We start from the raw sequence: 21,263 nt of genomic DNA on the forward strand, positions 1-21,263 counted from the left end.
TTAGGAGTGTAACTATCGAACAACTTGTACGGTACCTTTCAGTGTCCGCTTGACAATACCTTTTAAACGTGGTTCGTAAACATCACACACATAGAAGAATGTTCCTTCACTTACAGGAACTTTTGTAACATTACTGATACCGTCCCATTTGAAATATGGATCCTTTGTGGTATAAACGAGATGTCCCCAACGATCAACAACAGAAAGGTCAATTTCCTTTATCTGTCTGACTCTTATCGCCTGAAAAAAATCGTTTACCTCATCTTTATTTGGTGAAAATACATTTGGTAATTCAAATATTGGACAATTATCAATACAAAAATCAGGGCTCAAAGGCCCAACATTTTCGTGTATATCAGTAGCTTTTACAGCGTAACAACCTGAAAACAAATTAGGGTCATCTTGTTTGAAGACTAAAGGCTCATTTCTTAAAATCTCCGCAATTTTTTTATACTCCGAATTTACAAAAGATTTATAGTAAAGCGTGTATTTAGCCACGTCGTCGCTTCTATATATTTGACTGATGTCGCCCCAACTAACGAGAACTATGCCATACGGACAGTCTGCATCAATACTAATTGTAGGGGTTGTTGGTGGAATAGTATCAACGGCTTTTGCACACGATATTTGCGATTTATTTATCAGAGGGCTATAAATACTAGGGTCCGAGTACTTTCCTTGACTGATAACATAATAACAGTATGAACTTCCGTTTATAACATTTGAAGAGTCAATAAAACTCATTTGAGAGGTTGTGCCGGCCAAAACAAAAGCGTTAGACGAAGAATCTCTTCTCATTATCTTATAGGAAGAATTTTTCCAAGGCGTATTTGCTGTCCATTTCAGATTAATTCTTCTATCAGAACCTTTTGTGGTTAAAAAAACAGACGGGGCTTTTTGCGAAGAACCAATTGTAGTCGTTCCTGAAATAAACTCAACAAGATACTCTTCAGTACCTACTTCGGTATTAAAATCTTTGTGAACATACTGAGTATCTAGGAGTGCTACAAGATTACTAGTAAAGGTTGCAATAGTTGTGTATGTGCCGCTTGAGCCAGATCTGTGTTTGAGATTAAGTTGATAAGGACCTGTAAAAATAGTAGTGTCGAAGTTTGCTGTACCAGTAAGAGGATGAATCCATTTTAATAAAATTGCTCCGGTAGCCGAGGTAGAATCTACATCTACATTGAGTAAAACCGGAACATTACGTTTTAGTTTTGCGCAAATTTGCGAACTTCCAAATGTCTCGGTCCCATCCTTGTATACCGCAACAACCATATAACTGTAGTCTTGACCAACAATTAAACCTTCACCGTTGTTATTATCTGTAAATAAGTTAACGGAAGCAGTAACATTGCCTATTAATGTAAATCCGCTGGATGCGGGAACACCAACCTGGCAGGGCTCAGGTATGTATGGATTACAATCTTGTTTGCGATAAATTTTATATCCGACGAGCGGATTTTCTGTTGGACTACATACCGAAGGGCTCCAACTAACTTTCATATCAGATCCGCTTGGTACAGCCGTAACATTTTTTACGGATGGTGGAACAACTCTTATATCAAAGGTGCTAAAAGAAGCCAGTTTGATAGGAAATTTAGGAGTTCCATTATCCTCAACTTTAAAAGTGGTATAATAGTGCTGGTTTCTAATGTGGTTGCAATTTGTTTGCCAGGAAAAAAATACTGCAAAAGAACTTCCTGTTGAGGTGTAGGTGTTTCCGGATTGAGGATTAAACGTGGCGATTGGACTATTTGCTTCAAAAGCACCACCGCCGCCTTTTACGGTTACAAAGCTGCCATTATTTAGATCCTTAACGATAAGATTAGCTGTAACAGTTTTTCCTGCTTCAACACAGGCGCTAGGCACGGTTATGGATGGCGGGGAATTATCGCAGGTTCTTACAATTACCTGCATATCTCGTAGCACATATCCTATTATTTCGTATTTACGACTTGTGTTTTTTCGCCATTCAATTACCTTAAAAGCGATGTTGTATTCAGCTTGATAAATAGGATTACACCAACGCAATAAACCTGTAACGGGATCAATACCAAAGGATCCGCCAGCCTGTGTTTCGGGATCAAAATAACCTACAACGGTTTGGCCCTTTTGCCCTCTTGGGGTTGAAATTTCATAACTTAAACTGTCACCATCTGGATCGAAAGCTCCAGGGTTATGTTCAAAACAAACGCCAATACAGGCTTTATCAATTGGAGCGAAATCGAAAATGGGAGAACTATTGGCGCCGGTAAAAGCATTTATGATTAACCTAGATTCAATATGAAAAGGCTCATCAAAAGAGTTTCGCATATTCCTTACTCCATTATTACGATTCGGGTCTAGTGTACTAATTATATAATCTCCCGGACCAGGATAAGTGTGAACAATGCCATAAATGTTTTTTTTCACTTTATAATCTGCATCGCTTACAATTAAAGAGCCGCAGCCAATAGCGGTATTGTTCATAGAGCCACACCCACAAATATTGAGAGGGTTGTTTAAACGCGGAGCAATACCTATGTCTCCGTCTCCAAAATAGATAGTGTCCTTACAACGGTCAGCAATTCCGTTGCCGCCTGACAATATCGCATCATCGGTGTAAATAATGACTGTAATGGAGTAAGTGTAAACCTGCACTGTAATTCCAGCTTGCACGGTATAAAAGGGAGCAATACGCACATAAGTGATTTCACCGGCGCGGTTATGACTAGCTCTTATGGTAAGAAAGCTTACAAGTGTAAAAAACAGAACGAAAAGAGGGAGGCGTTTAAACATGAGAAATATTAATTAATAATAATTTTTTTAATAATAGAGGTATTGTTGTTACCGGAAATTTTCAAAAAATAAACGCCTTTACTTAAACCAGTTGTATTGAAGCTAAAAAGATTTTCTTTTACAGTCACCCAATCTCTCAATAAAACTTCGATTAATTTACCCTGCGGGTCTAATAATTCAAAACTGAGATATTCTGGTTTAGTTAAACTTACCTCAACGCTAAAAATATCACGAGCAGGATTAGGGTAAACAGATGTGTTGGAAAGGGATTTGTTTTTATTCTCTACACCCACTAGGTAAGCTGTAGAGGTATCGGTTTTTATTTGAGCAATCCATGCCACGTGTGCGTTTGGAAAATTTCCGTTGTAGAAACGACCTTGGTATCCACTCATCCACACTTCACCAGGAGAGTTATATTTACGTTGCGACCCCGAATAATCTCCCCAACGCTCGAGATTGCTAGTAAGCAGGTTTACGTAGGTTGTGCCATTTTGGATCCGTAAAATTGGTGAAAAATTTCCAAGTCCATCTGCTCTTACGGCTGAGCAGCCCGTAAAAACTTTATCAGAACTGTGGTTAAAACTGATAATGGAAGTATTGTCTGTATTGGAATTTCCGGCATAAGAAATATTCGGATAAGCAAAATCCATGGTATCGTTAGGTAAAATATAACCGTTTACAACAGGAGTTGTTGTCTGAAGATTGCTAATTGTTCCGTAATAAATTGTGGAATGACTATTAAGAGGGTTATTTGTGTTGTGAACATATTGAATAATTCCGTTTTCGTAAAAGGCGCCTAAGTTACGACAATCGTTGGTTGCCAGTGATTGAGAAGAAATGGTCTGTCTTCCATCATTAGGAAAATAATAAGGCTGATCGGAAACCATTGCTTTTGTTGTTACGGTGCCAGTTGGCGAACCAATTGTATCGGTAATGTTGACCAAAAAAACGGTGTCGTTTTGTGAGGCTAAATTCCTATTTGAAACAAAATACATGTTTGGAGAATACAAATGGCTGCCACCTTTAACAGGACATAAATTTCTTATTGCTTTGCCGTTAAATTTAATATTTGAATGAAGATCGGAATTTAAAGCAACACCGTCGTAACCGTTACCTTTGTTTATTTGCCAAACTAAGGTTTCAACAAAACCAGCCTGCCACGTGCTATCGTTGTACAGAAGATTTACAGACAAAAATAATTCTTTATCTGTCATCGCTATCATAGGATAGTCTGACCACAATCCATAATTTAATGGATCCCCGGGCAGTGTATATAAATTCCAATTGCCATTAGGATTGTTTGTTTGTGTGAACCCAACAATGATTTTACTTGTTGAGTCGGTTGAACCTACCAAACAAACTAAAACAAATCGATCGGTAGACGGGTCGTACATTACTTTGGGATCGAATTCTTGATGTTTACTATTGATAGGACTCGTAAACCCAGCTAGTGATTTGGCAGGGGAAACAGAATTAGTTACAGAGTTACGGATGTAAATATTTGTGTTAATTACAGAAACAATAATCCCCGAATCAGAGATTGCCATATCATTATCGTTAGGAGTGCTTATGCCCCAATTGTTTCCGAAAAAACTTTGAAGTTTCACAAGATCAGGTAAAACGGATTGTGTAGCGCTGCTGCGCAAGTTCGAAGAAGTTGGCGTGTTAGAGTAATTATAAACTACCATTTTTTTTGAACCTTGTCTAGGCATTTCTTTTACCATCAGTGAAGGCGCAAAATCGTTTGTTATGGCGCTATAGTTTATGGTCGATCTTTTTGGATGAACAAAATGTGTTTTGTTTGTTGAGGCATAAGACAAACCTTGTTTGGGCATTTCAATTACTTCTTTGTTAAGAGGCTGTTCATTTGAAGCTGCCTCTACATTTACAATTCCAGCTTTGTTTATTGCAAAAGTATTTTTATTCACTTGTGCAGATAAAACAAAAGCACTAACAATAATAAAACATGTAATTAAAAACCTCATATAATTAATTTAAGTGGTTACAAAGTGATATTAAATTTATGTAAAAAAACATTTAAAACCGCCTTTTTTGGCTAATTTAACTCAATAGTTGCTTGGCCGAGTTAATGACATGCGACTTAATTGGAAGTTCAAATTATTAGTCATTTATTGCGTCGTTTAGTGATTTTATAGTAATTTTGCCCCGTTTTAAACTTAAAGCCCACAATGGGACAGCAGCACCACGGCAACCTCAATAAAATTACACTCGGAAGTTTACTCGTTACACTTGGAATAATTTACGGAGACATTGGAACCTCGCCTCTTTATGTGATGAGCGCTGTGGTTGGGGAAAACACGGTTAATGCCAATGTAATTATTGGCGCTATGTCGCTTGTTATTTGGACGCTTACTTTTCAAACAACAATAAAATATGTAATTTTTACACTCAGAGCCGACAATAAAGGTGAAGGCGGCATATTTTCTTTATACGCGCTTATAAAAAAAGCAAAACGTAAGTGGCTGATTTTTCCAGCAATCATTGGTGGTTGTTGTATTTTGGGAGAAGGAATTATCACGCCGCCAATTTCCGTTGCTTCTGCAATTGAAGGATTAAAGCTTATCCCGAGGTTTAGTCACATTCACACAATCCCCATTGTTATTGCTATTATTACAGGTTTATTTTTCATTCAACAATTTGGAACCAAATTTATTGGAAAGTTTTTTGGCCCGGTGATGTTGATATGGTTTCTCACATTGGGTGTTATGGGCATAAATGGTTTAGCACAGAACCTAACAGTTCTAAAAGCGTTTAATCCTTATTATGGCATTAACCTTTTAGTGAATCATCCTGGCGGTTTCTGGCTATTGGGCGCTGTGTTTCTTTGTACGACAGGAGCAGAAGCGCTTTATTCAGACATGGGCCATTGTGGTAGGGATAATATTCGTGTAAGCTGGGTGTTTGTAAAAAGTATGTTGGTATTAAATTATCTTGGACAAACGGCTTGGTTGATTTCAATGGATGGAAAAAAGCTAGCTGGTTCTAACCCATTTTATTCAATTATGCCAGAATGGTTTTTACCAGTAGGAATTGGTATTGCAACCATTGCAACCGTTGTTGCTTCGCAAGCTTTAATTAGCGGTTCGTTCACGCTTATTAATGAGGCCATGCGATTGAATTTTTGGCCGAAGGTTAAAATTAAATACCCAACGGAATTAAAAGGACAAATGTATATCGCTTCCATCAACTGGTTACTCTATTTTGGTTGCGTGGCCATTGTACTTTTCTTTAAAGAAGCTAAAAATATGGAAGCTGCTTATGGACTAACGATCATTCTTGGAATGATTATGTCTTCGCGCTTGTTGGCTTTTTTTATGCGTTTAAAGAAATATCCAAAACTATTTTTATACATTTTTATTCCGGTTTACATTATTATTGAAGGAACGTTTTTAATTGCATTGTTAGAAAAATTCCCAAAAGGCGGTTATGTTACCTTTTGCATTGCCCTATTTTTAGCGGGAATAATGGGCTGCTGGTACATGGCTAAATTAATCCGTCGCAGATACATTGACTTAGTTCCTCTCGATAACTATAAGCCTATGTTAGTGGATTTAAGCACTGATCCAAGTATTCAGAAGTACGCTACACATTTAATTTACATGACGAGTGCAAACAATCCTAATGAAATAGAATCAAAAATCATTTATTCTATTTTACAGAAGCGTCCGAAAAAAGCAGACATCTATTGGTTTGTGCACGTTGACGTAATGGATGAACCATATCGCATGGACTATAAAGTAACACACATTGCAAATGAAGATATCATACGTGTTGACTTTAGAATTGGATTTAGAATTGCCCCGCGCGTAAATCTGATGTTTAGAAATGTGGTGACGGACCTTGTAAAGAATGGGGAAGTGGATATTACAAGTCGTTACGAGTCTTTAAATAAAAACAATGTAATAGGTGATTTTAAATTTGTGGTTTTGGAAAAATTCTTGTCCTACGAAAACGATTTACCTTTATACGAAAAACTAATTCTTAATATTTATTTTACTTTGAAACGGTTCAGTTTGAGTGAAGCCAAAGCTTTCGGTTTGGATAGTAGTTCTGTTAAGGTTGAGAAATTTCCAATGGTGATTAGTCCTCCGAAGGATATCGTGTTGAAGCGAATATCATAAAACGGGAAGACCGCTTAGTACGTAACCATTTTAAACGTGCAATGAAATTAAACTGAGTGGATCATGCACGTATTCAATAGCTAGGTCAAGCCAAATAAATAGACAAGTCTAAAATTAAAAACTTAGAACTTTTGAGCGCTGTTAATAATTAATGTTTAAAATGTCTCACGCCTGTCATCACCATGCTCATTCCATTTGCATCACAATAAGCAATACTTTCTTTGTCTTTTATAGAACCGCCTGGTTGAACAACTGCTCTAATTCCCGCATCATGAGCTATTTCGACACAATCAGGAAATGGAAAAAAAGCATCACTTGCCATTACCGCGCCGTTTAAATCAAAACCAAAACTTTGTGCTTTGTGAATGGCTTGCCTTAATGCGTCCACGCGTGAGGTCTGACCAGTGCCACTTGCAAGGAGCTGACCGTTCTTAGCAAGAACAATGGTATTTGATTTGGTGTGTTTTACTAATTTATTAGCAAATAATAAATCTTTAATTTCACTCGCAGAAGGCTTTAATGTTGTTACTGGCTTTAAATCTGCTTCTGTTTCTATCTTTAAATCTTTATCTTGTTCAATTACACCATTCAATAAAGTGCGGAACGAATTTTTATTAAACCCTACCTTATTTTGAATAAGGATAATGCGGTTTGGTTTTGATTTTAACAAAGCTACAGCGTCGTTGTTATAACCAGGGGCAATGATAACTTCACAGAATAATTTATTTATTTCAGTGGCTGAATCGATGTCGATTGTTCTGTTAGCGATTAACACACCGCCAAATGCAGAAGTTGGATCGCCAGCCAAAGCGTCCTTATAAGCTTGTGCAATGGTATCTCTTGAAGCTACACCACAAGCGTTGTTGTGCTTTAAGATCGCAAAAGTAGGTTCGGTAAAATCGCCAATTAAATTTACAGCAGCGTCTACATCTAATAAATTATTGTAGGATAATTCTTTGCCGTTCAATTTTGTAAATAAGGCATCAATGTCGCCGTAAAAAGTTCCCTTTTGGTGTGGGTTTTCGCCGTAACGTAACACCTGACTTTTTTGAACGCTCTGTTTGAATTCAGGAATATTTTCGCTTTGATTAAAATAGTTAAAGATAGCAGTATCGTAATGCGATGAGGCGGCAAAAGCCTTTGCAGCAAAACGTTTACGGTCTGCCAACTCTGATTTACCGTTTTTAGTTTCTAATAAATTTAATAATTCTGAATAATCGTTGCGTGAAGAAACAATCACCACGTCATTAAAATTTTTAGCAGCGGCACGAATTAAAGAAATTCCGCCGATGTCAATTTTCTCAATGGTATCTGGCTCTGAGGCTTTAGCTGCAACAGTTTCCTCGAAAGGATATAAATCAACTATAACTAAATCAATATCAGGTATGTTATGTTGTTGTTTTTCTTTTATATCAGAAGCATTATCTCTGCGATTTAAAATTCCCCCAAAAATAGCGGGGTGCAATGTTTTTACGCGACCACCGAAAATTTCGGGATAGCTTGTAACAGAATCTACAGCCGTTACAGGAATATTTAATTTTTCAATAAAAGAAAGTGTGCCGCCTGTACTATAGAGCTTTACATTTAATGCGTGTAGTTTTTTAATAATCGGCTCTAAATTGTCTTTGTAATAAACTGAAACCAGTGCACTTTTGATCGTTTTTGAATTGCCCATTTTTTCGAAATAAAGCGCAAAGATAAGTGAAGAAATGGAACGAGTAAGTATTGTTTAAAAACGTTGAAAAGCAAGAGAGATTTGCCACGAATTTCACGAATTAACACAAATCATTAGTGAAAATTAGTGTAATTGGTGGCAATCTCTTCGAAGTTCTAATTGAGGAGAGGTTATTTGTTCGCTAGCTCAGTAAGCCATTCCATCGCTTTTTGCCGATCTTCAAAAAATTTAGTGGGGACTTTAGGCCGTTTAATTTTTAGAAACAAATTGCCCATGATTGTATCGAGCGGTTTTTTGCTGTGTAAAGCTAAAGCCGCTACGTTTTTAGAATATTCTTCCGACGCGGCAGCATCTCTTGCTGCAAATGAAACGGAAGTGTTGTCTTCTCCTTCAATTAGTACAAAAAACTTAGCGTTTGGTTTGTATGAATCGGATAAGTCTCTTGATTCCCAAACGTCTTTTTCCGTTAGCGTTTGATTCGCTTTTACTTTCACCTCTTTAATAAGGTTATCATGAATGATCATTTTAAAAACTGGTGTTTCAAATTCTTTCATGTCAAAGTATTTGAAAGTAAAATTACTTATATAAACGTAATAAGCAAGACCACCGAAGCTTGTAGTATTTTGTTAAATGTTTCTGAAAATTAAACTAAAGGTTTATCCTACGCTAAATATTGTTTCAGTTTGAACATTTGTACCGCTGTTATCCGGAAGGGCAGATTTTGAAGCCGGGGGAATTACAACAACTTTAAATTGAAGACCGCCTGGATTGTCTGGAGTGTTTCCATTTCCAAGCGTCACATATATATTCACTTTACCGAGTTGATAGTCGTAGTTATATTGAGTATTGCCATAAGCAAAAGGCATGGCTGCCCATTGTGTGGTTGTGGTCCCTATTCCTAAAAATACTTGTATAGTGCCACCATTTACAACCGCTTCGGTAATAGCGGGAACGGTGAATGTTACATCGTACGAGTTCTCAGAATTGTTATAAGTCCAACTAGAATTAACGGCAGTTTGTGTATAAGACTGAACGTTGGAACTCCCATCTTTCCCTTGTGGCCCTGTTTCTCCCTTTTTACATGAGGTAAAATTTAATAGGCACAAGCATAATGCTGTAAAATTAATAGATCTCTTCATAACGCTGGTTTTATATTTATTTTAAAATGATTCATTGTTAGCTTAATTTAGGAGGCGACACAGTTAGTAACCTAGTGCCGGCCCAAGCCACTTCTCAGCCTCTTCAAATCTCATGCTTTTACGTTTTGCGTAATCTTTGACTTGGTCTTTGGTTATTTTTCCAACACCAAAATAATGTGCTTGTGGATGCCCAAAGTATAACCCGCTCACGGCAGCTGTTGGCACCATGGCTAAACTGTCGGTAAGTTTTATGCCGGTGTTTTTTTCAACGTCCAACAATTTCCAAATGGTGAGTTTTTCTGTATGATCAGGTTGTGCTGGATAACCTGGCGCGGGACGAATACCGGCATACTCTTCTTTGATTAATTCTTCGTTGCTAAACGTTTCGTTTTTCGCATAACCCCAATATTCTTTGCGTACTTTTTTGTGAAGTAATTCTGTGAAAGCTTCCGCCAAACGATCGGCAATGGCTTTCAACATAATGGCACTGTAATCGTCGTGATCTTTTTCAAAACGAGCTACGTGTTCGTCAATGCCAATACCAGTAGTGGAAGCAAAGGCACCAAGATAATCTGTTGTTGGTGTGTTAGAACCATTTTTCGGTTTAATAAAATCGGCAAGCGCAATATTGTATTGACCCGCAGGTTTTTTGGTTTGTTGACGAATAGAATGAAAAAGGTATTTATTTGTTCGGCCATTTTCATACACCACTTCAATATCATCATCATTAACCGCTTGCGCAGGATAAATCCCAAATACCGCATTGGCTGTTAACCATTTTTCTGAGATGATTTTTTTAAGCATGTTTTGTGCATCGTCAAATAATTTTTGCGCTTCTGCGCCACGTGTTGGATCTTTTAAGATTTTTGGATAAGAACCTTTCATTTCCCAACTGTGGAAAAACGGCGTCCAGTCGATGTATTCAGAAATTTCTTTTAAATCGTAGTTGCTAAATACTTTGTTTCCAATAAAACTCGGTTTGGTTATTTCTGTTTTATTCCAATCGATTGGGAATTTATTTTGACGCGCTTCTTCCATCGAAATAAATTTATTTTGCGACTGAGCATTTTTATTTTGTTCACGTACACGATCGTAATCTTTTTTAACTTCCAACATAAAATCGTCACGCAATTCATTTGAAATTAAACTGCTTGCCACAGGAACTGATTTACTTGCATCGTTCACATGTACTACCGGACCAGAATAATTTTGCGCAATCTTCACCGCAGTATGCACTTTAGAAGTGGTTGCTCCTCCAATCAATAAAGGTGTTTTAAAACTTAAGCGTTCCATTTCTTTGGCAACGTGCACCATTTCATCTAGCGATGGCGTTATCAATCCACTTAAGCCAATAACATCCACATTGTGTTTTTTAGCTTCTTCTAAAATTTTATCAGCAGAAACCATTACCCCTAAATCGATTATTTCGTAATTGTTACAAGCTAAAACAACGCCCACAATGTTTTTTCCAATATCATGCACATCGCCCTTAACTGTCGCCATTAAAATTTTACCAGCATTTGTTCTGCCATCTCCAACAATGCCCGCTTTGGCATTATCTTCTTTTTCTTTTAATAAATAAGGTTCTAAATAGGCAACAGCTTTTTTCATCACACGCGCACTTTTTACAACTTGCGGTAAAAACATTTTTCCGCTTCCAAATAAATCGCCCACAATGTTCATGCCCGCCATAAGCGGACCTTCAATCACGTGCAACGGTCTCCCTAATTTTTGTCTGGCTTCTTCTGTATCAACGTCAATATATTCTACTAAGCCTTTTACAAGGGCATGACTTAAACGTTCTTCTACTGTTCCTTTGCGCCAAGCTTCGTCTTTTTCGGTTTTTTCTTTAGTAATTCCTTTTAAAGATTCAGCATGCTCCACTAAACGCTCTGTAGCATCATCGCGGCGATTCAATAAAACGTCTTCAACTAATTCGAGTAATGTTTTATCAATATCGTCGTAAACCTGTAATTGAGCAGGATTCACAATTCCCATGTCCATTCCGTTTTTAACAGCATGGTATAAAAAAGCACTGTGTATGGCTTCACGCACATGATCATTCCCTCTGAAAGAAAAGGACACATTACTCACTCCACCGCTTACTTTTGCAAATGGAAGATTTTCTTTAATCCATTTTGTAGAATTAAAAAAATCAAGAGCGTTCAAACGATGTTCCTCCATGCCTGTAGCTACTGGAAAAATATTAGGATCGAAAATAATATCCTGTGGGGGAAATTTTACTTTATCAACGAGAATATAGTAAGCGCGTTTGCAAATTTCTTTTCGTCTTTCAAGTGTATCGGCCTGACCAACCTCATCAAAAGCCATCACAATTACAGCTGCACCGTATTGTTTTACTTTGTTTGCTTGTTCAATAAATTTTTCTTCGCCTTCTTTTAAAGAAATGGAATTGACGATTGCTTTTCCTTGCACACATTTTAAACCCGCTTCAATCACGCTCCATTTAGAAGAATCGATCATAATAGGGACGCGACAAATATCCGGTTCAGAGGCAATTAAGTTGAGAAAAGTTGTCATAGCCGCTTCACCATCTAACATGCCTTCGTCCATGTTCACATCAATAACCTGTGCACCGCCATCTACTTGGTCTTTTGCGATAGACAAAGCCTCTTCATAATTTCCTTCTTTAATTAAACGCAGAAATTTTTTGGAGCCAGTAACATTTGTTCTTTCGCCTACATTTAAAAAATTACTTTCAGCAGTTAATGTGTATGGCTCTAAACCACTTAGATGCATCAAGCTATCGCGTTGAGGTTTTTTGCGAGGCTTGGCGTCTTTTGCTAACTCAGCGATACGTTTAATGTGTGAAGGTGTTGTTCCGCAGCAACCACCTACAATATTTAAGAAACCGGCGTTTAAAAAATCTTCAATTTGGTGTCCCATTTCATGCGCGTCCTGATCGTATTCACCAAATTGATTTGGTAAACCGGCATTAGGATAAGCGCTTACGTAAAAAGGAGCTTTATCAGAAAGTTCTTCTAAATAAGGACGCATGTCTTTTGCACCCAATGCACAATTTAACCCCACACTTAAAAGTTCAACGTGAGAAACAGAATTTAAAAAAGCTTCTGTGGTTTGTCCTGATAAAGTTCTGCCACTGGCATCGGTAATCGTTCCCGAAACCATCACTGGCATTTTTTTGTTTATCGAGGCGCAATAATTTTGAATCGCATACAATGCCGCTTTGGCATTGAGTGTATCAAAAATAGTTTCAATTAAAAGTAAATCGGCGCCACCGTCAATCAATCCTTTTACTTGTTCGGTATAAGCAGTCGATAGTTCATCAAAAGTAATCGCGCGATAACCAGGATCGTTTACGTTAGGAGATAAAGAAAGCGTGCGGTTAGTGGGACCAATTGCTCCCGCTACAAACTTTGGAATGTGTGCAAATTCCGGAAACTCTTTTTTAAATTCAACTATCGCTTCTTTAGCAATCTTAGCTGATTCATAATTGAGTTCATACACAAACTCTTGCATATCGTAATCGGCCATAGCAATAGAGGTATCGCTAAAAGTGTTGGTTTCAATGATGTCCGCACCGGCCTTTAAATATTCTTTATGAATGGTTTTAATTATAACAGGTTGGGTAATCGACAATAAGTCGTTATTGCCTTGCAGATCTTTGTGCCAATCGGCAAAGCGTTTCCCGCGGAAATCTTTTTCCGTTAATTTGTACTGTTGAATCATGCTGCCCATGGCGCCATCAATAACCAGTACGCGTTTTTCTAGTTCTTCTTGTATCGTATTCATATATAAAATAAAAATCCCTTCCGTTTTTTATCGGAAGGGATTAGTTTATGTTTTGTTTAAAATGTTTGACTAATGTGCTCCGACTTATTTTTCCAAACTATGTTTGGACGAATTCCCACCTTCTTTTAAAGAATGAAAAATGAAAAATTGAAAATGAAAAATTGAAATTCTTCATTTTTAACTCTTAATTCTTAACTAATTAAAGGGTTGGTAAAGCTTCAAAGGGCGTATCCCTCAGCTTTTCTTAATAAGTGTTTTTAAAGAACGAGGATCAAAGATATTACATTTTAACTGAATTCACAATTGTGGCTATAGATTTTTTATAAATTAGGCACACAAGCTTATTATGATAAATGTTAAAAGAAAAAGCTAAGAGTAAAAAACACCTAACTTAGTGTGTAGTTCAAAATCAACGTAGTCTATTAATTGAATCGAGTTAACCATTAAAATTTTACCCATGAAAAACATCTTCTCTTTTACAGGCCGTTTCATTTTTCATTTTTTGTTAGTGTTGGCTTCGATGTTCAATGTCGCTTATAGCAAAGACGGAGATAAAGGGCTCTCGCAAAAAAAGCAAAAGCCCAACGGCACGCTGAATGAAATGGAACAAGCCAATAATTGGCTCCAAAATCAAGCAGTAGAATTTTTGGAGAACAAAGGGCAGATAATGAACTCGGACAACAAACCAGCCTTAGACGTTCTTTTTAAAGCGGAAGCACCTGGAGTGGATATTTATGTTACTAAAACAGGAATTTCTTATGTTTTTTTGAAGTATGGAGAGATTGAAAAGGAAAGTAAAAAAGACAAGGATGAAGAATATTACAATGAAGAAGAGAACATTAAAATAAGTTATGAGCGCATCGATTTAAATTTAGAAGGCTCTAAGATCTTAACAGAAAACATTATTAAGGAAGACGCCGGCATTGCCTACTACAACTATATTTTGGAAAAAGGCACGACTTATTCTCATGTAAAAAAATACAAAAAAATTACGGTTAGAAATGTTTATCCTGGAATTGATTGGGTTCTCTATAATTCTAGCGGCACTGGATTTAAGTATGATTTTATTGTTCATCCGGGTGCGGATTTAAGCCAAATTCAAATGGTTTACAATAGCAAAAAGGAAATAGTGCTAGATGATAAAGGCAATTTAAACATCGTGGGTATAAATGGAAAAATACAGGAAAAAGCACCTTATAGTTATTTTTCTGAAAGCAAAAACAAAGTTGAAAGTAGTTTTAAATTAATATCGTCTAAAAAAAAATCAGGCAGGAACCAAACCAACATAGGTTTTGATATTCCAGGTGTTCAAACACTGACACAAACTTTAATTATTGATCCTCAATTAGTTTGGGCAACTTTTTACGGCGGCACAAGCTACGAAGGAACATACGCAATAGATACCGATCAATTAGGAAATGTTTTTTTGTGCGGTTATTTGGGCAGTAACAATTTTCCAGTGCAATCAATGGGTACGTATTTTCAATCAACATGGTCATCAGGCGTCGGATTTGTTGTGAAGTTTAATAATACTGGCACACTTTTATGGTCAACTTATTTTGGTCCGGCACAGGTTAACTATCTTGCTACAGATAATCAGGGAAATGTGTTTTTATGCGGGTCATCAAGTTCATCATTATTTCCAACGGTTACTGCGAACACTTATTTTCAAGCGAATACAGGTGGAGGTACAGATGCTTTTATTTCGAAATTTGATAATCTGGGAAACTGTGTGTGGTCTACTTTTTATGGTGGCACTAGCTCAGACTTTGCCACTGGTGTCTGCACAGATATTACTGGTAACGCATTTTTGATTGGAACCACAAATTCCGCAAATTTTCCTATTCAAAATTCAGGTAGCTATTTTGAGTCTTCAATAACTGGAAATAACAGTGGATTTATTGTAAAATTTGACAATTCTGGTAACCGTTTATGGGCAACGTATTTAAAAGGGCTTACTCAGCCTATAGGAACAACGGACATTAAGGGAAATGTTTACATAACAAGTTCAAGCAGCACTTTGATTCCATTGTACAATCCAGGAGGTTCTTCCTATTTTCAGGGAACTATTTCAGGCACAAACGATGCGAGTATACTCAAATTTGACAACCTAGGAAATCAACTTTGGGGAACCTATTATGGCGGTAGTGCAGGAACTGATCAGGCAAAAAGTTTGGCCGCGGATAAATTTGGGAACATTTTTGTTTGTGGCGTAACAACGTCAACCGATTTTCCTGTTCAAAACGCAGGATCATATTATCAGCCGACCATGACTGGCCCGCAGTACGATGTATTTATTTTAAAATTTGATAGTACTTCAACCAGAAAATGGGCGACCTATGTTGGCGGTAGCAGAAACGATTATCAGTCGGAAAACGATAATTTAACCATTGATACTTGTGGTAATGTGTTTCTAGGTTTTACAACACAGTCCCGTAATATACCTCTTCAATCTGCCTGTGATGGAGGTATGTTTGATAATAGTATCGACACATCAGTAAGTATAAATTATGATAATGTTTATTTGGCGCGTTTTTCGAATAGCGGAGACCTTTTATGGTCAACCTATTTTGGTGGTGATGGCCGAAGTTTTAGAACAACGTTAGGAGCAGATAAATTTGGCAATGTGTTTTTCAGCGGAGAATGGAACGGGGTTGTTAATCCGGCAACGTATCCTTTGGTGTATCCTCCAAGTCCAACATACACATCTGGATTTATGGGATATGAAGATTTATACGTTGCTAAATTTACAAATAACCTTAGTGTCCAGAGTTTTTCGTATGGAAGCATTTGTGTAAACCAAACAAATCCATTACCTGTTTTAGCGCCTGGTTTTTTGAGCGGAGGAACGTTTAGCGCTTCCCCGGGTTTAACTATAAATCCGCTTACCGGACAATTAACGCCTTCTGTTTCTGCCATAGGGACTTATACAATTACCTATCATATGACGCCTTGCTATTGCCCTGGCGCAGTTTTGGTTAAAGTAGGAACGAGCACGGTTTCTTTATTAGCTGCTCCTGCGCTTAGCCTGTCAGGTAAAACAAGTATTTGTTTAAAAGAAAGTGTAACGTATACAGCCAGTGGTGCCCCAACATATACTTGGAACACCGGCGCACACAGCACTACTGTGAATGTTATTCCAACTACCACTGCCACTATTGTTTATACAGTGAGCAGTGCTGGCAGTAGCGGCTGCGTCTCCAAAAAAACAATCACCATAACAGTAAATAAATGTACAGGATTAGAAGACATTGAAATGAACGGTATTAAAATTTTAATTTATCCAAATCCGAATTCAGGGTATTTTACAATTTCATCAAATGCTGATATCGATTTAGAACTTACAAATGAATTAGGCCAAGTAGTAAGACAAATAAGGTTGTCAGAAAAAAACGAAAGAAAATCTGAAATTCAGAATATATCGCCAGGGGTTTATTTTATGAAAGATAAAAACTCAAAACAAACAAGTAATTACAAAATTGTAGTAACGAATTAATTTTTATGTCAAAACTAATTTTTACGTTTTGTTGTTTGTTTTTTACAACAAAAATTGTTTCGCAAAAACAGTATACCGAGGTTATCGCTCTCATGAAAATTCAAGAGGAGTGTTGGAACAGGGGTGACATACATGGTTTTATGAATTATTATTGGAAAAGTGATAGCCTTAAATTTATTGGAAGCAAAGGGATAACCTATGGCTGGCAGAGAACGTTGGACAACTATCTTAAATCGTATCCTGATAAAGCAACTATGGGAATTTTAAAATTTACCATTAAAGAAGCAACGCAACTTTCTCCTACAAGTATTTATGTGATCGGACAATGGGAATTAGAAAAGGAGAAACCTGTTGGTGGTTATTTCACTTTGCTTTGGAAAAAAATAAAAGACAAGTGGGTGATTGTTGCGGATCATACGAGTTAATGCAAATGTAAAAGGGAAGATGGAAAATGTAAGACGGAAGATGTGAAATGGAAAAGGGTTTGTACAAACATTATAAAGGTAAAATTTACGAAGTTATTGGTGTTGCGAAACACAGCGAAACGCTTGAAGAAATGGTTGTATACAGAGCAATGTACCAAGAAGAGGGTAAAAATCTTTGGGTGCGACCAAGAATAATGTTTCAGGAAAAGATAATTATTGATGGTATTGAAATGCCTAGGTTTTCCAAATTATAATCAAGTATTAAGTTACAGTTGTTAGCACATACTTGCCGAAGACTTTATACAACTGTGTTTTAAACAATTTTAATAAACGCTCTGTAACTATTTAAAGCTAAAATGCGTCTTAAGGCAAGGTATGCCATCATTGTTAAAATTATAAAAACGGTTTAATTTAATTAGCTGATTTTTACTATTTTACTATCTTTGCCCACCCCTTTTTGAGCATGGATTTAAGAGATTCTATTGATAAAAACAACATACCAAAGCATATTGCCATCATAATGGATGGGAACGGGCGCTGGGCAAAACAACATGGAGAAGACCGCATTTTTGGTCACCATGAGGGCGTAAATTCTGTTCGAGAGATTGTTGAAGCTTGTGGTGAGGTAGGTGTGAAATATTTAACGCTTTATGCTTTTAGTACAGAAAACTGGAATCGTCCAAAAGAAGAGGTGGATGCATTGATGGAACTTTTGGTTTCAACAATTAGCTTGGAAGCCCAAAATCTTCACAAAAAAGGTGTGAGGATGCAGGTTATAGGTGATACAGCAAGTTTACCTGCTTCCTGTCAAAAAGAATTACAAGAATCTATTGATCTTACCGCAAACAATACCACCGTTACACTCATTTTAGCATTGAGTTACTCAAGCAAGTGGGAAATAACCGAAGCAGTGAAAAAAATTGCCGCACAAGTTGAAAAAGGAGAGTTAAAAATAAACGAGATTACCTCACGTTTATTAGATGAGAACATGAACACCAAAGATTTTCCTGATCCCGAATTAATGATTAGAACGAGTGGCGAAAACAGGATTAGCAATTTTTTACTTTGGCAACTGGCTTACGCAGAGTTTTATTTTACGGAGGTTCTTTGGCCTGACTTCAGAAAACAAGAATTTTATAAAGCGATTATATCTTATCAAAATCGGGAACGCCGTTTTGGTAAAACCAGCGAACAAATATCTAACAACTAATTATGACTAAAAGGTTCTTTAAATTAATTGCTCTTTTAGTTATCTGCTTTCAAGTTCAAGCACAGCAGTCCGATAGCTTGTTCTTAGAAGCCGCGAAAATCAAGAAAAAGTACCGCCTCGCTCCAATCAAAATTGAAGGGGCCAATTTTACAGATAAAAGTGTTATTGCATTGCTTTCGGGCCTCACAGAGGGCGAAGAAATAAGCATACCTGGAGATAAAATTACAGACGCAATTAAAAAACTATGGAAACAAGGTTTGTTTGAGGATATTCAAATTTTACAAGATAAAATTGAAGACGGAAAAATTTTCTTAACCATGAAAGTTGTAGAGCGCCCACGCCTTACCAAATTTAATTTTAAAGGGAATGTCAAAAAAAGTGACGCAGATGAACTGAGAACAAAAATTCGTTTATTGAAAGAACGTGTTGTTACTGATTATTTAATTGGGACAATAAAGAATACAGTGCGTGATCATTATTTGGCAAAAGGATATTATTTTAATAAAGTTGACATTACCCAAATTAATGACACGGGCACCAAAACACCTCATACAATTCTCACTATTAAGGTAACAAAGGGACGAAAGGTACGTATTGGCAAAGTTACTTTTATAGGAAATACAGTTGTAAAATCAGGAAAGCTCAGACGAAATCTCGACGACACCAAACAATTTCGTTGGTACAACCCATTTAATTCTGGAAAATATTTAGAAGAAAATTTAGAAAAAGATCTTCCGGCAATTGCAGCTAAATATAATTCAAAAGGATACAGAGATGCCCGTGTGATAAAGGACTCGGTTTATTTTATAAGCGATAACCGTGTGGCTATTGATATTTATGTAAACGAAGGGCATAAGTTTTATTTTGGAAACTTTAAATGGTTTGGAAACACAAAGTATAGAGGCGGCCAACTAGATACTGTTTTAAATATTCAAGCAGGTGATGTTTATGATCAAAGTAAACTAGAGCAGAAGTTATACATGAATCCAAACGGATATGATGTTTCCAGTTTGTATCTCGATGACGGTTATTTGTTTTTTCAAGCTCATGAGCAGGAGAGTAATGTTCACAACGATACAATTGACTTTGATATTATGATGTATGAGGGTAAACAAGCCACCATAAACAAGGTAACTATTAAAGGGAATGATAAGACAAACGATCATGTAATTTATCGTGAAATCAGAACGAAGCCAGGTCAGTTGTTTCGTCGTTCAGATATTATACGTACAAATCGCCAGCTTGCGCAGTTAGGGTATTTTGACCCCGAAAAATTGAATGTAATTCCTACACCAAACGCAGCAGACGGCACCGTTGATATTGAGTACATTGTTGAAGAAAAACCAAGTGACCAGATTGAATTAAGTGGCGGTTGGGGAGGTCAAACTCAATACAACAGCGGTGGAACGGCACGTGGTTTAGGTATTATAGGAACCCTTGGTCTTACTTTCAATAACTTCTCTACTAGGAATATTTTTAAGAAAGAAGCCTGGAGACCTTTACCAGCAGGTGATGGGCAAAGACTGAGTCTTCGCGCACAAACAAACGGAATTTATTATCAGTCATATAACTTCTCATTTACCGAACCTTGGCTAGGAGGAAAAAAACCAAATTCACTAACGGTATCGGCCTTTCATTCATTGTTTAATAATACAGCCGAGGGTAAATATATTAAAGTAGATGGAATAAAAAGAATTAACCCAGCGCGCTCGAGTATGAGTATTATTGGTGGCTCTATAGGATTGGGAAGAAATTTAAAATGGCCTGACAATTATTTTAGCATGTATGCTAATGTAAATTATAATTATTATGAACTTTTAAAATATCCTTCTTTTGTTTTTCAAACTGGTTTCGCTAATGATTTAAATTTAGGAGTTACTATTTCGCGGAATTCGGTGGATGCTCCAATTTACCCTAAAAGCGGATCGAATTTTGTTTTGAGTGGGCAATTCACGCCGCCCTATTCTTTACTTAATGGAAAAAATTATTCTGACCCTAACCTAACCGACGCGCAACGTTACAAATTCATAGAGTATCAAAAATACAAAATTACAGCAGAGTGGTTCACGCAATTAACTAATAAAAAAGCTGCCGAAGGCTCAGAAGCTCGTAATTTGGTGCTTCGTACAAAAATTGGCTATGGGTTTTTAGCGAGATATAAAAAAGAAACTGGTTTTTCTCCTTTTGAGCGCTTTTATATGGGAGGAAGTGGTATTAGCGGTTTTCAAAATTTTGTTGCGCGCGAGATCATTGGTTTAAGAGGTTATGTAGATAATTCGGTTTCTTCACAAACAGGAGACCCTATTGTTGCACGTTATACAATGGAACTGCGTTATCCAATTAGTTTAAATCCGTCGGCAACTATTTTTATCTTAGGTTTTGCAGAGGCGGGTAATAGTTGGTCAAACTATAAACAATTTAATCCATTTGAAGTTAAACGTAGTGCTGGACTTGGATTAAGGGTATTTTTACCCATGTTTGGTTTATTAGGAATTGATTACGGATGGGGTTTTGATCAAATCCCTGGAGGTGGTAATAGCAACGGCAATGGCAAGGGACAATTCCACTTTACGATTGGCGGAACCTTAGGTGAACTTTAAAAAAAATGTTAATTAAGCGAT

General features: G+C 36.9%; 12 protein-coding genes and 1 riboswitch. Of the genes, 6 read left to right on the top strand and 6 right to left on the bottom strand.

The genetic code is table 11. The annotated features are described in order from the left end of the window. Nucleotides 1-12: 12 nt before the first annotated feature. Together P2086_RS04170 and P2086_RS04175 are read right to left on the bottom strand one after the other, a co-directional pair. A complete protein-coding gene (locus tag P2086_RS04170) occupies nucleotides 13-2,781 on the bottom strand; it encodes a T9SS type B sorting domain-containing protein (RefSeq protein ID WP_317899177.1) in 2,769 nt (922 codons plus the stop codon). Between the two features lie 8 nt (nucleotides 2,782-2,789). Continuing rightward, nucleotides 2,790-4,766 (bottom strand): T9SS type A sorting domain-containing protein, encoded by a 1,977-nt coding sequence (locus P2086_RS04175; RefSeq protein ID WP_317899178.1) that lies wholly within the window; start codon nucleotides 4,764-4,766, stop codon nucleotides 2,790-2,792. A 204-nt stretch (nucleotides 4,767-4,970) separates the two neighbouring features. On the opposite strand from P2086_RS04175, the gene P2086_RS04180 reads away from it, so the two are divergent. Then, on the top strand, nucleotides 4,971-6,923 hold the full coding sequence (locus P2086_RS04180) for a KUP/HAK/KT family potassium transporter (RefSeq protein WP_317899179.1): 1,953 nt from the start codon (nucleotides 4,971-4,973) through the stop codon (nucleotides 6,921-6,923). Between the two features lie 148 nt (nucleotides 6,924-7,071). Here P2086_RS04180 and purH read toward each other — a convergent pair whose 3' ends face one another. From purH to metH, 4 genes are all read right to left on the bottom strand, one after another. Next, the gene (gene purH / locus P2086_RS04185) at nucleotides 7,072-8,598 is read right to left on the bottom strand and encodes a bifunctional phosphoribosylaminoimidazolecarboxamide formyltransferase/IMP cyclohydrolase (RefSeq protein WP_317899180.1); all 1,527 of its coding nucleotides are present in this window, start codon (nucleotides 8,596-8,598) and stop codon (nucleotides 7,072-7,074) included. Nucleotides 8,599-8,768: 170 nt separating this feature from the next. Continuing rightward, nucleotides 8,769-9,152 carry a DUF7793 family protein gene (locus P2086_RS04190; protein ID WP_317899181.1) on the bottom strand — a complete coding sequence of 128 codons (384 nt, stop codon included), beginning with the start codon at nucleotides 9,150-9,152 and terminating at the stop codon, nucleotides 8,769-8,771. A 102-nt stretch (nucleotides 9,153-9,254) separates the two neighbouring features. Continuing rightward, the gene (locus P2086_RS04195) at nucleotides 9,255-9,737 is read right to left on the bottom strand and encodes a hypothetical protein (RefSeq protein WP_317899182.1); all 483 of its coding nucleotides are present in this window, start codon (nucleotides 9,735-9,737) and stop codon (nucleotides 9,255-9,257) included. 63 nt (nucleotides 9,738-9,800) lie between these two features. After that, nucleotides 9,801-13,511, bottom strand: a complete 3,711-nt coding sequence (metH, locus tag P2086_RS04200; RefSeq protein ID WP_317899183.1) for a methionine synthase — start codon at nucleotides 13,509-13,511, stop codon at nucleotides 9,801-9,803. 81 nt (nucleotides 13,512-13,592) lie between these two features. Beyond that, nucleotides 13,593-13,765: riboswitch (SAM riboswitch) on the bottom strand. A 203-nt stretch (nucleotides 13,766-13,968) separates the two neighbouring features. Between metH and P2086_RS04205 the strand changes: the two genes are divergently transcribed. From P2086_RS04205 to bamA, 5 genes are all read left to right on the top strand, one after another. After that, nucleotides 13,969-17,007, top strand: a complete 3,039-nt coding sequence (locus tag P2086_RS04205) for a DUF7948 domain-containing protein (RefSeq protein ID WP_317899184.1) — start codon at nucleotides 13,969-13,971, stop codon at nucleotides 17,005-17,007. Nucleotides 17,008-17,012: 5 nt separating this feature from the next. Continuing rightward, on the top strand, nucleotides 17,013-17,432 hold the full coding sequence (locus P2086_RS04210; RefSeq protein ID WP_317899185.1) for a YybH family protein: 420 nt from the start codon (nucleotides 17,013-17,015) through the stop codon (nucleotides 17,430-17,432). A gap of 47 nt (nucleotides 17,433-17,479) precedes the next feature. Next, nucleotides 17,480-17,686 carry a DUF1653 domain-containing protein gene (locus tag P2086_RS04215; RefSeq protein ID WP_317899186.1) on the top strand — a complete coding sequence of 69 codons (207 nt, stop codon included), beginning with the start codon at nucleotides 17,480-17,482 and terminating at the stop codon, nucleotides 17,684-17,686. Nucleotides 17,687-17,895: 209 nt separating this feature from the next. Beyond that, nucleotides 17,896-18,642, top strand: a complete 747-nt coding sequence (uppS, locus tag P2086_RS04220; RefSeq protein ID WP_317899187.1) for an undecaprenyl pyrophosphate synthase — start codon at nucleotides 17,896-17,898, stop codon at nucleotides 18,640-18,642. A 2-nt stretch (nucleotides 18,643-18,644) separates the two neighbouring features. Beyond that, nucleotides 18,645-21,242 (top strand): outer membrane protein assembly factor BamA, encoded by a 2,598-nt coding sequence (gene bamA, locus P2086_RS04225; protein WP_317899188.1) that lies wholly within the window; start codon nucleotides 18,645-18,647, stop codon nucleotides 21,240-21,242. Nucleotides 21,243-21,263: the final 21 nt, after the last annotated feature.

Origin of the sequence: Aurantibacillus circumpalustris (assembly GCF_029625215.1) — a bacterium.
In the GTDB taxonomy this organism is placed as follows: Bacteria; Bacteroidota; Bacteroidia; order B-17B0; family Aurantibacillaceae; genus Aurantibacillus; species Aurantibacillus circumpalustris.

Bases quoted from the DNA above. Each gene is read 5' to 3' on its own strand.
- P2086_RS04170 (WP_317899177.1), bottom strand. From the start codon at position 2,781: ATGTTTAAACGCCTCCCTCTTTTCGTTCTGTTTTTTACACTTGTAAGC.
- P2086_RS04175 (WP_317899178.1), bottom strand. From the start codon at position 4,766: ATGAGGTTTTTAATTACATGTTTTATTATTGTTAGTGCTTTTGTTTTA.
- P2086_RS04180 (WP_317899179.1), top strand. From the start codon at position 4,971: ATGGGACAGCAGCACCACGGCAACCTCAATAAAATTACACTCGGAAGT.
- purH (WP_317899180.1), bottom strand. From the start codon at position 8,598: ATGGGCAATTCAAAAACGATCAAAAGTGCACTGGTTTCAGTTTATTAC.
- P2086_RS04190 (WP_317899181.1), bottom strand. From the start codon at position 9,152: ATGAAAGAATTTGAAACACCAGTTTTTAAAATGATCATTCATGATAAC.
- P2086_RS04195 (WP_317899182.1), bottom strand. From the start codon at position 9,737: ATGAAGAGATCTATTAATTTTACAGCATTATGCTTGTGCCTATTAAAT.
- metH (WP_317899183.1), bottom strand. From the start codon at position 13,511: ATGAATACGATACAAGAAGAACTAGAAAAACGCGTACTGGTTATTGAT.
- P2086_RS04205 (WP_317899184.1), top strand. From the start codon at position 13,969: ATGAAAAACATCTTCTCTTTTACAGGCCGTTTCATTTTTCATTTTTTG.
- P2086_RS04210 (WP_317899185.1), top strand. From the start codon at position 17,013: ATGTCAAAACTAATTTTTACGTTTTGTTGTTTGTTTTTTACAACAAAA.
- P2086_RS04215 (WP_317899186.1), top strand. From the start codon at position 17,480: ATGGAAAAGGGTTTGTACAAACATTATAAAGGTAAAATTTACGAAGTT.
- uppS (WP_317899187.1), top strand. From the start codon at position 17,896: ATGGATTTAAGAGATTCTATTGATAAAAACAACATACCAAAGCATATT.
- bamA (WP_317899188.1), top strand. From the start codon at position 18,645: ATGACTAAAAGGTTCTTTAAATTAATTGCTCTTTTAGTTATCTGCTTT.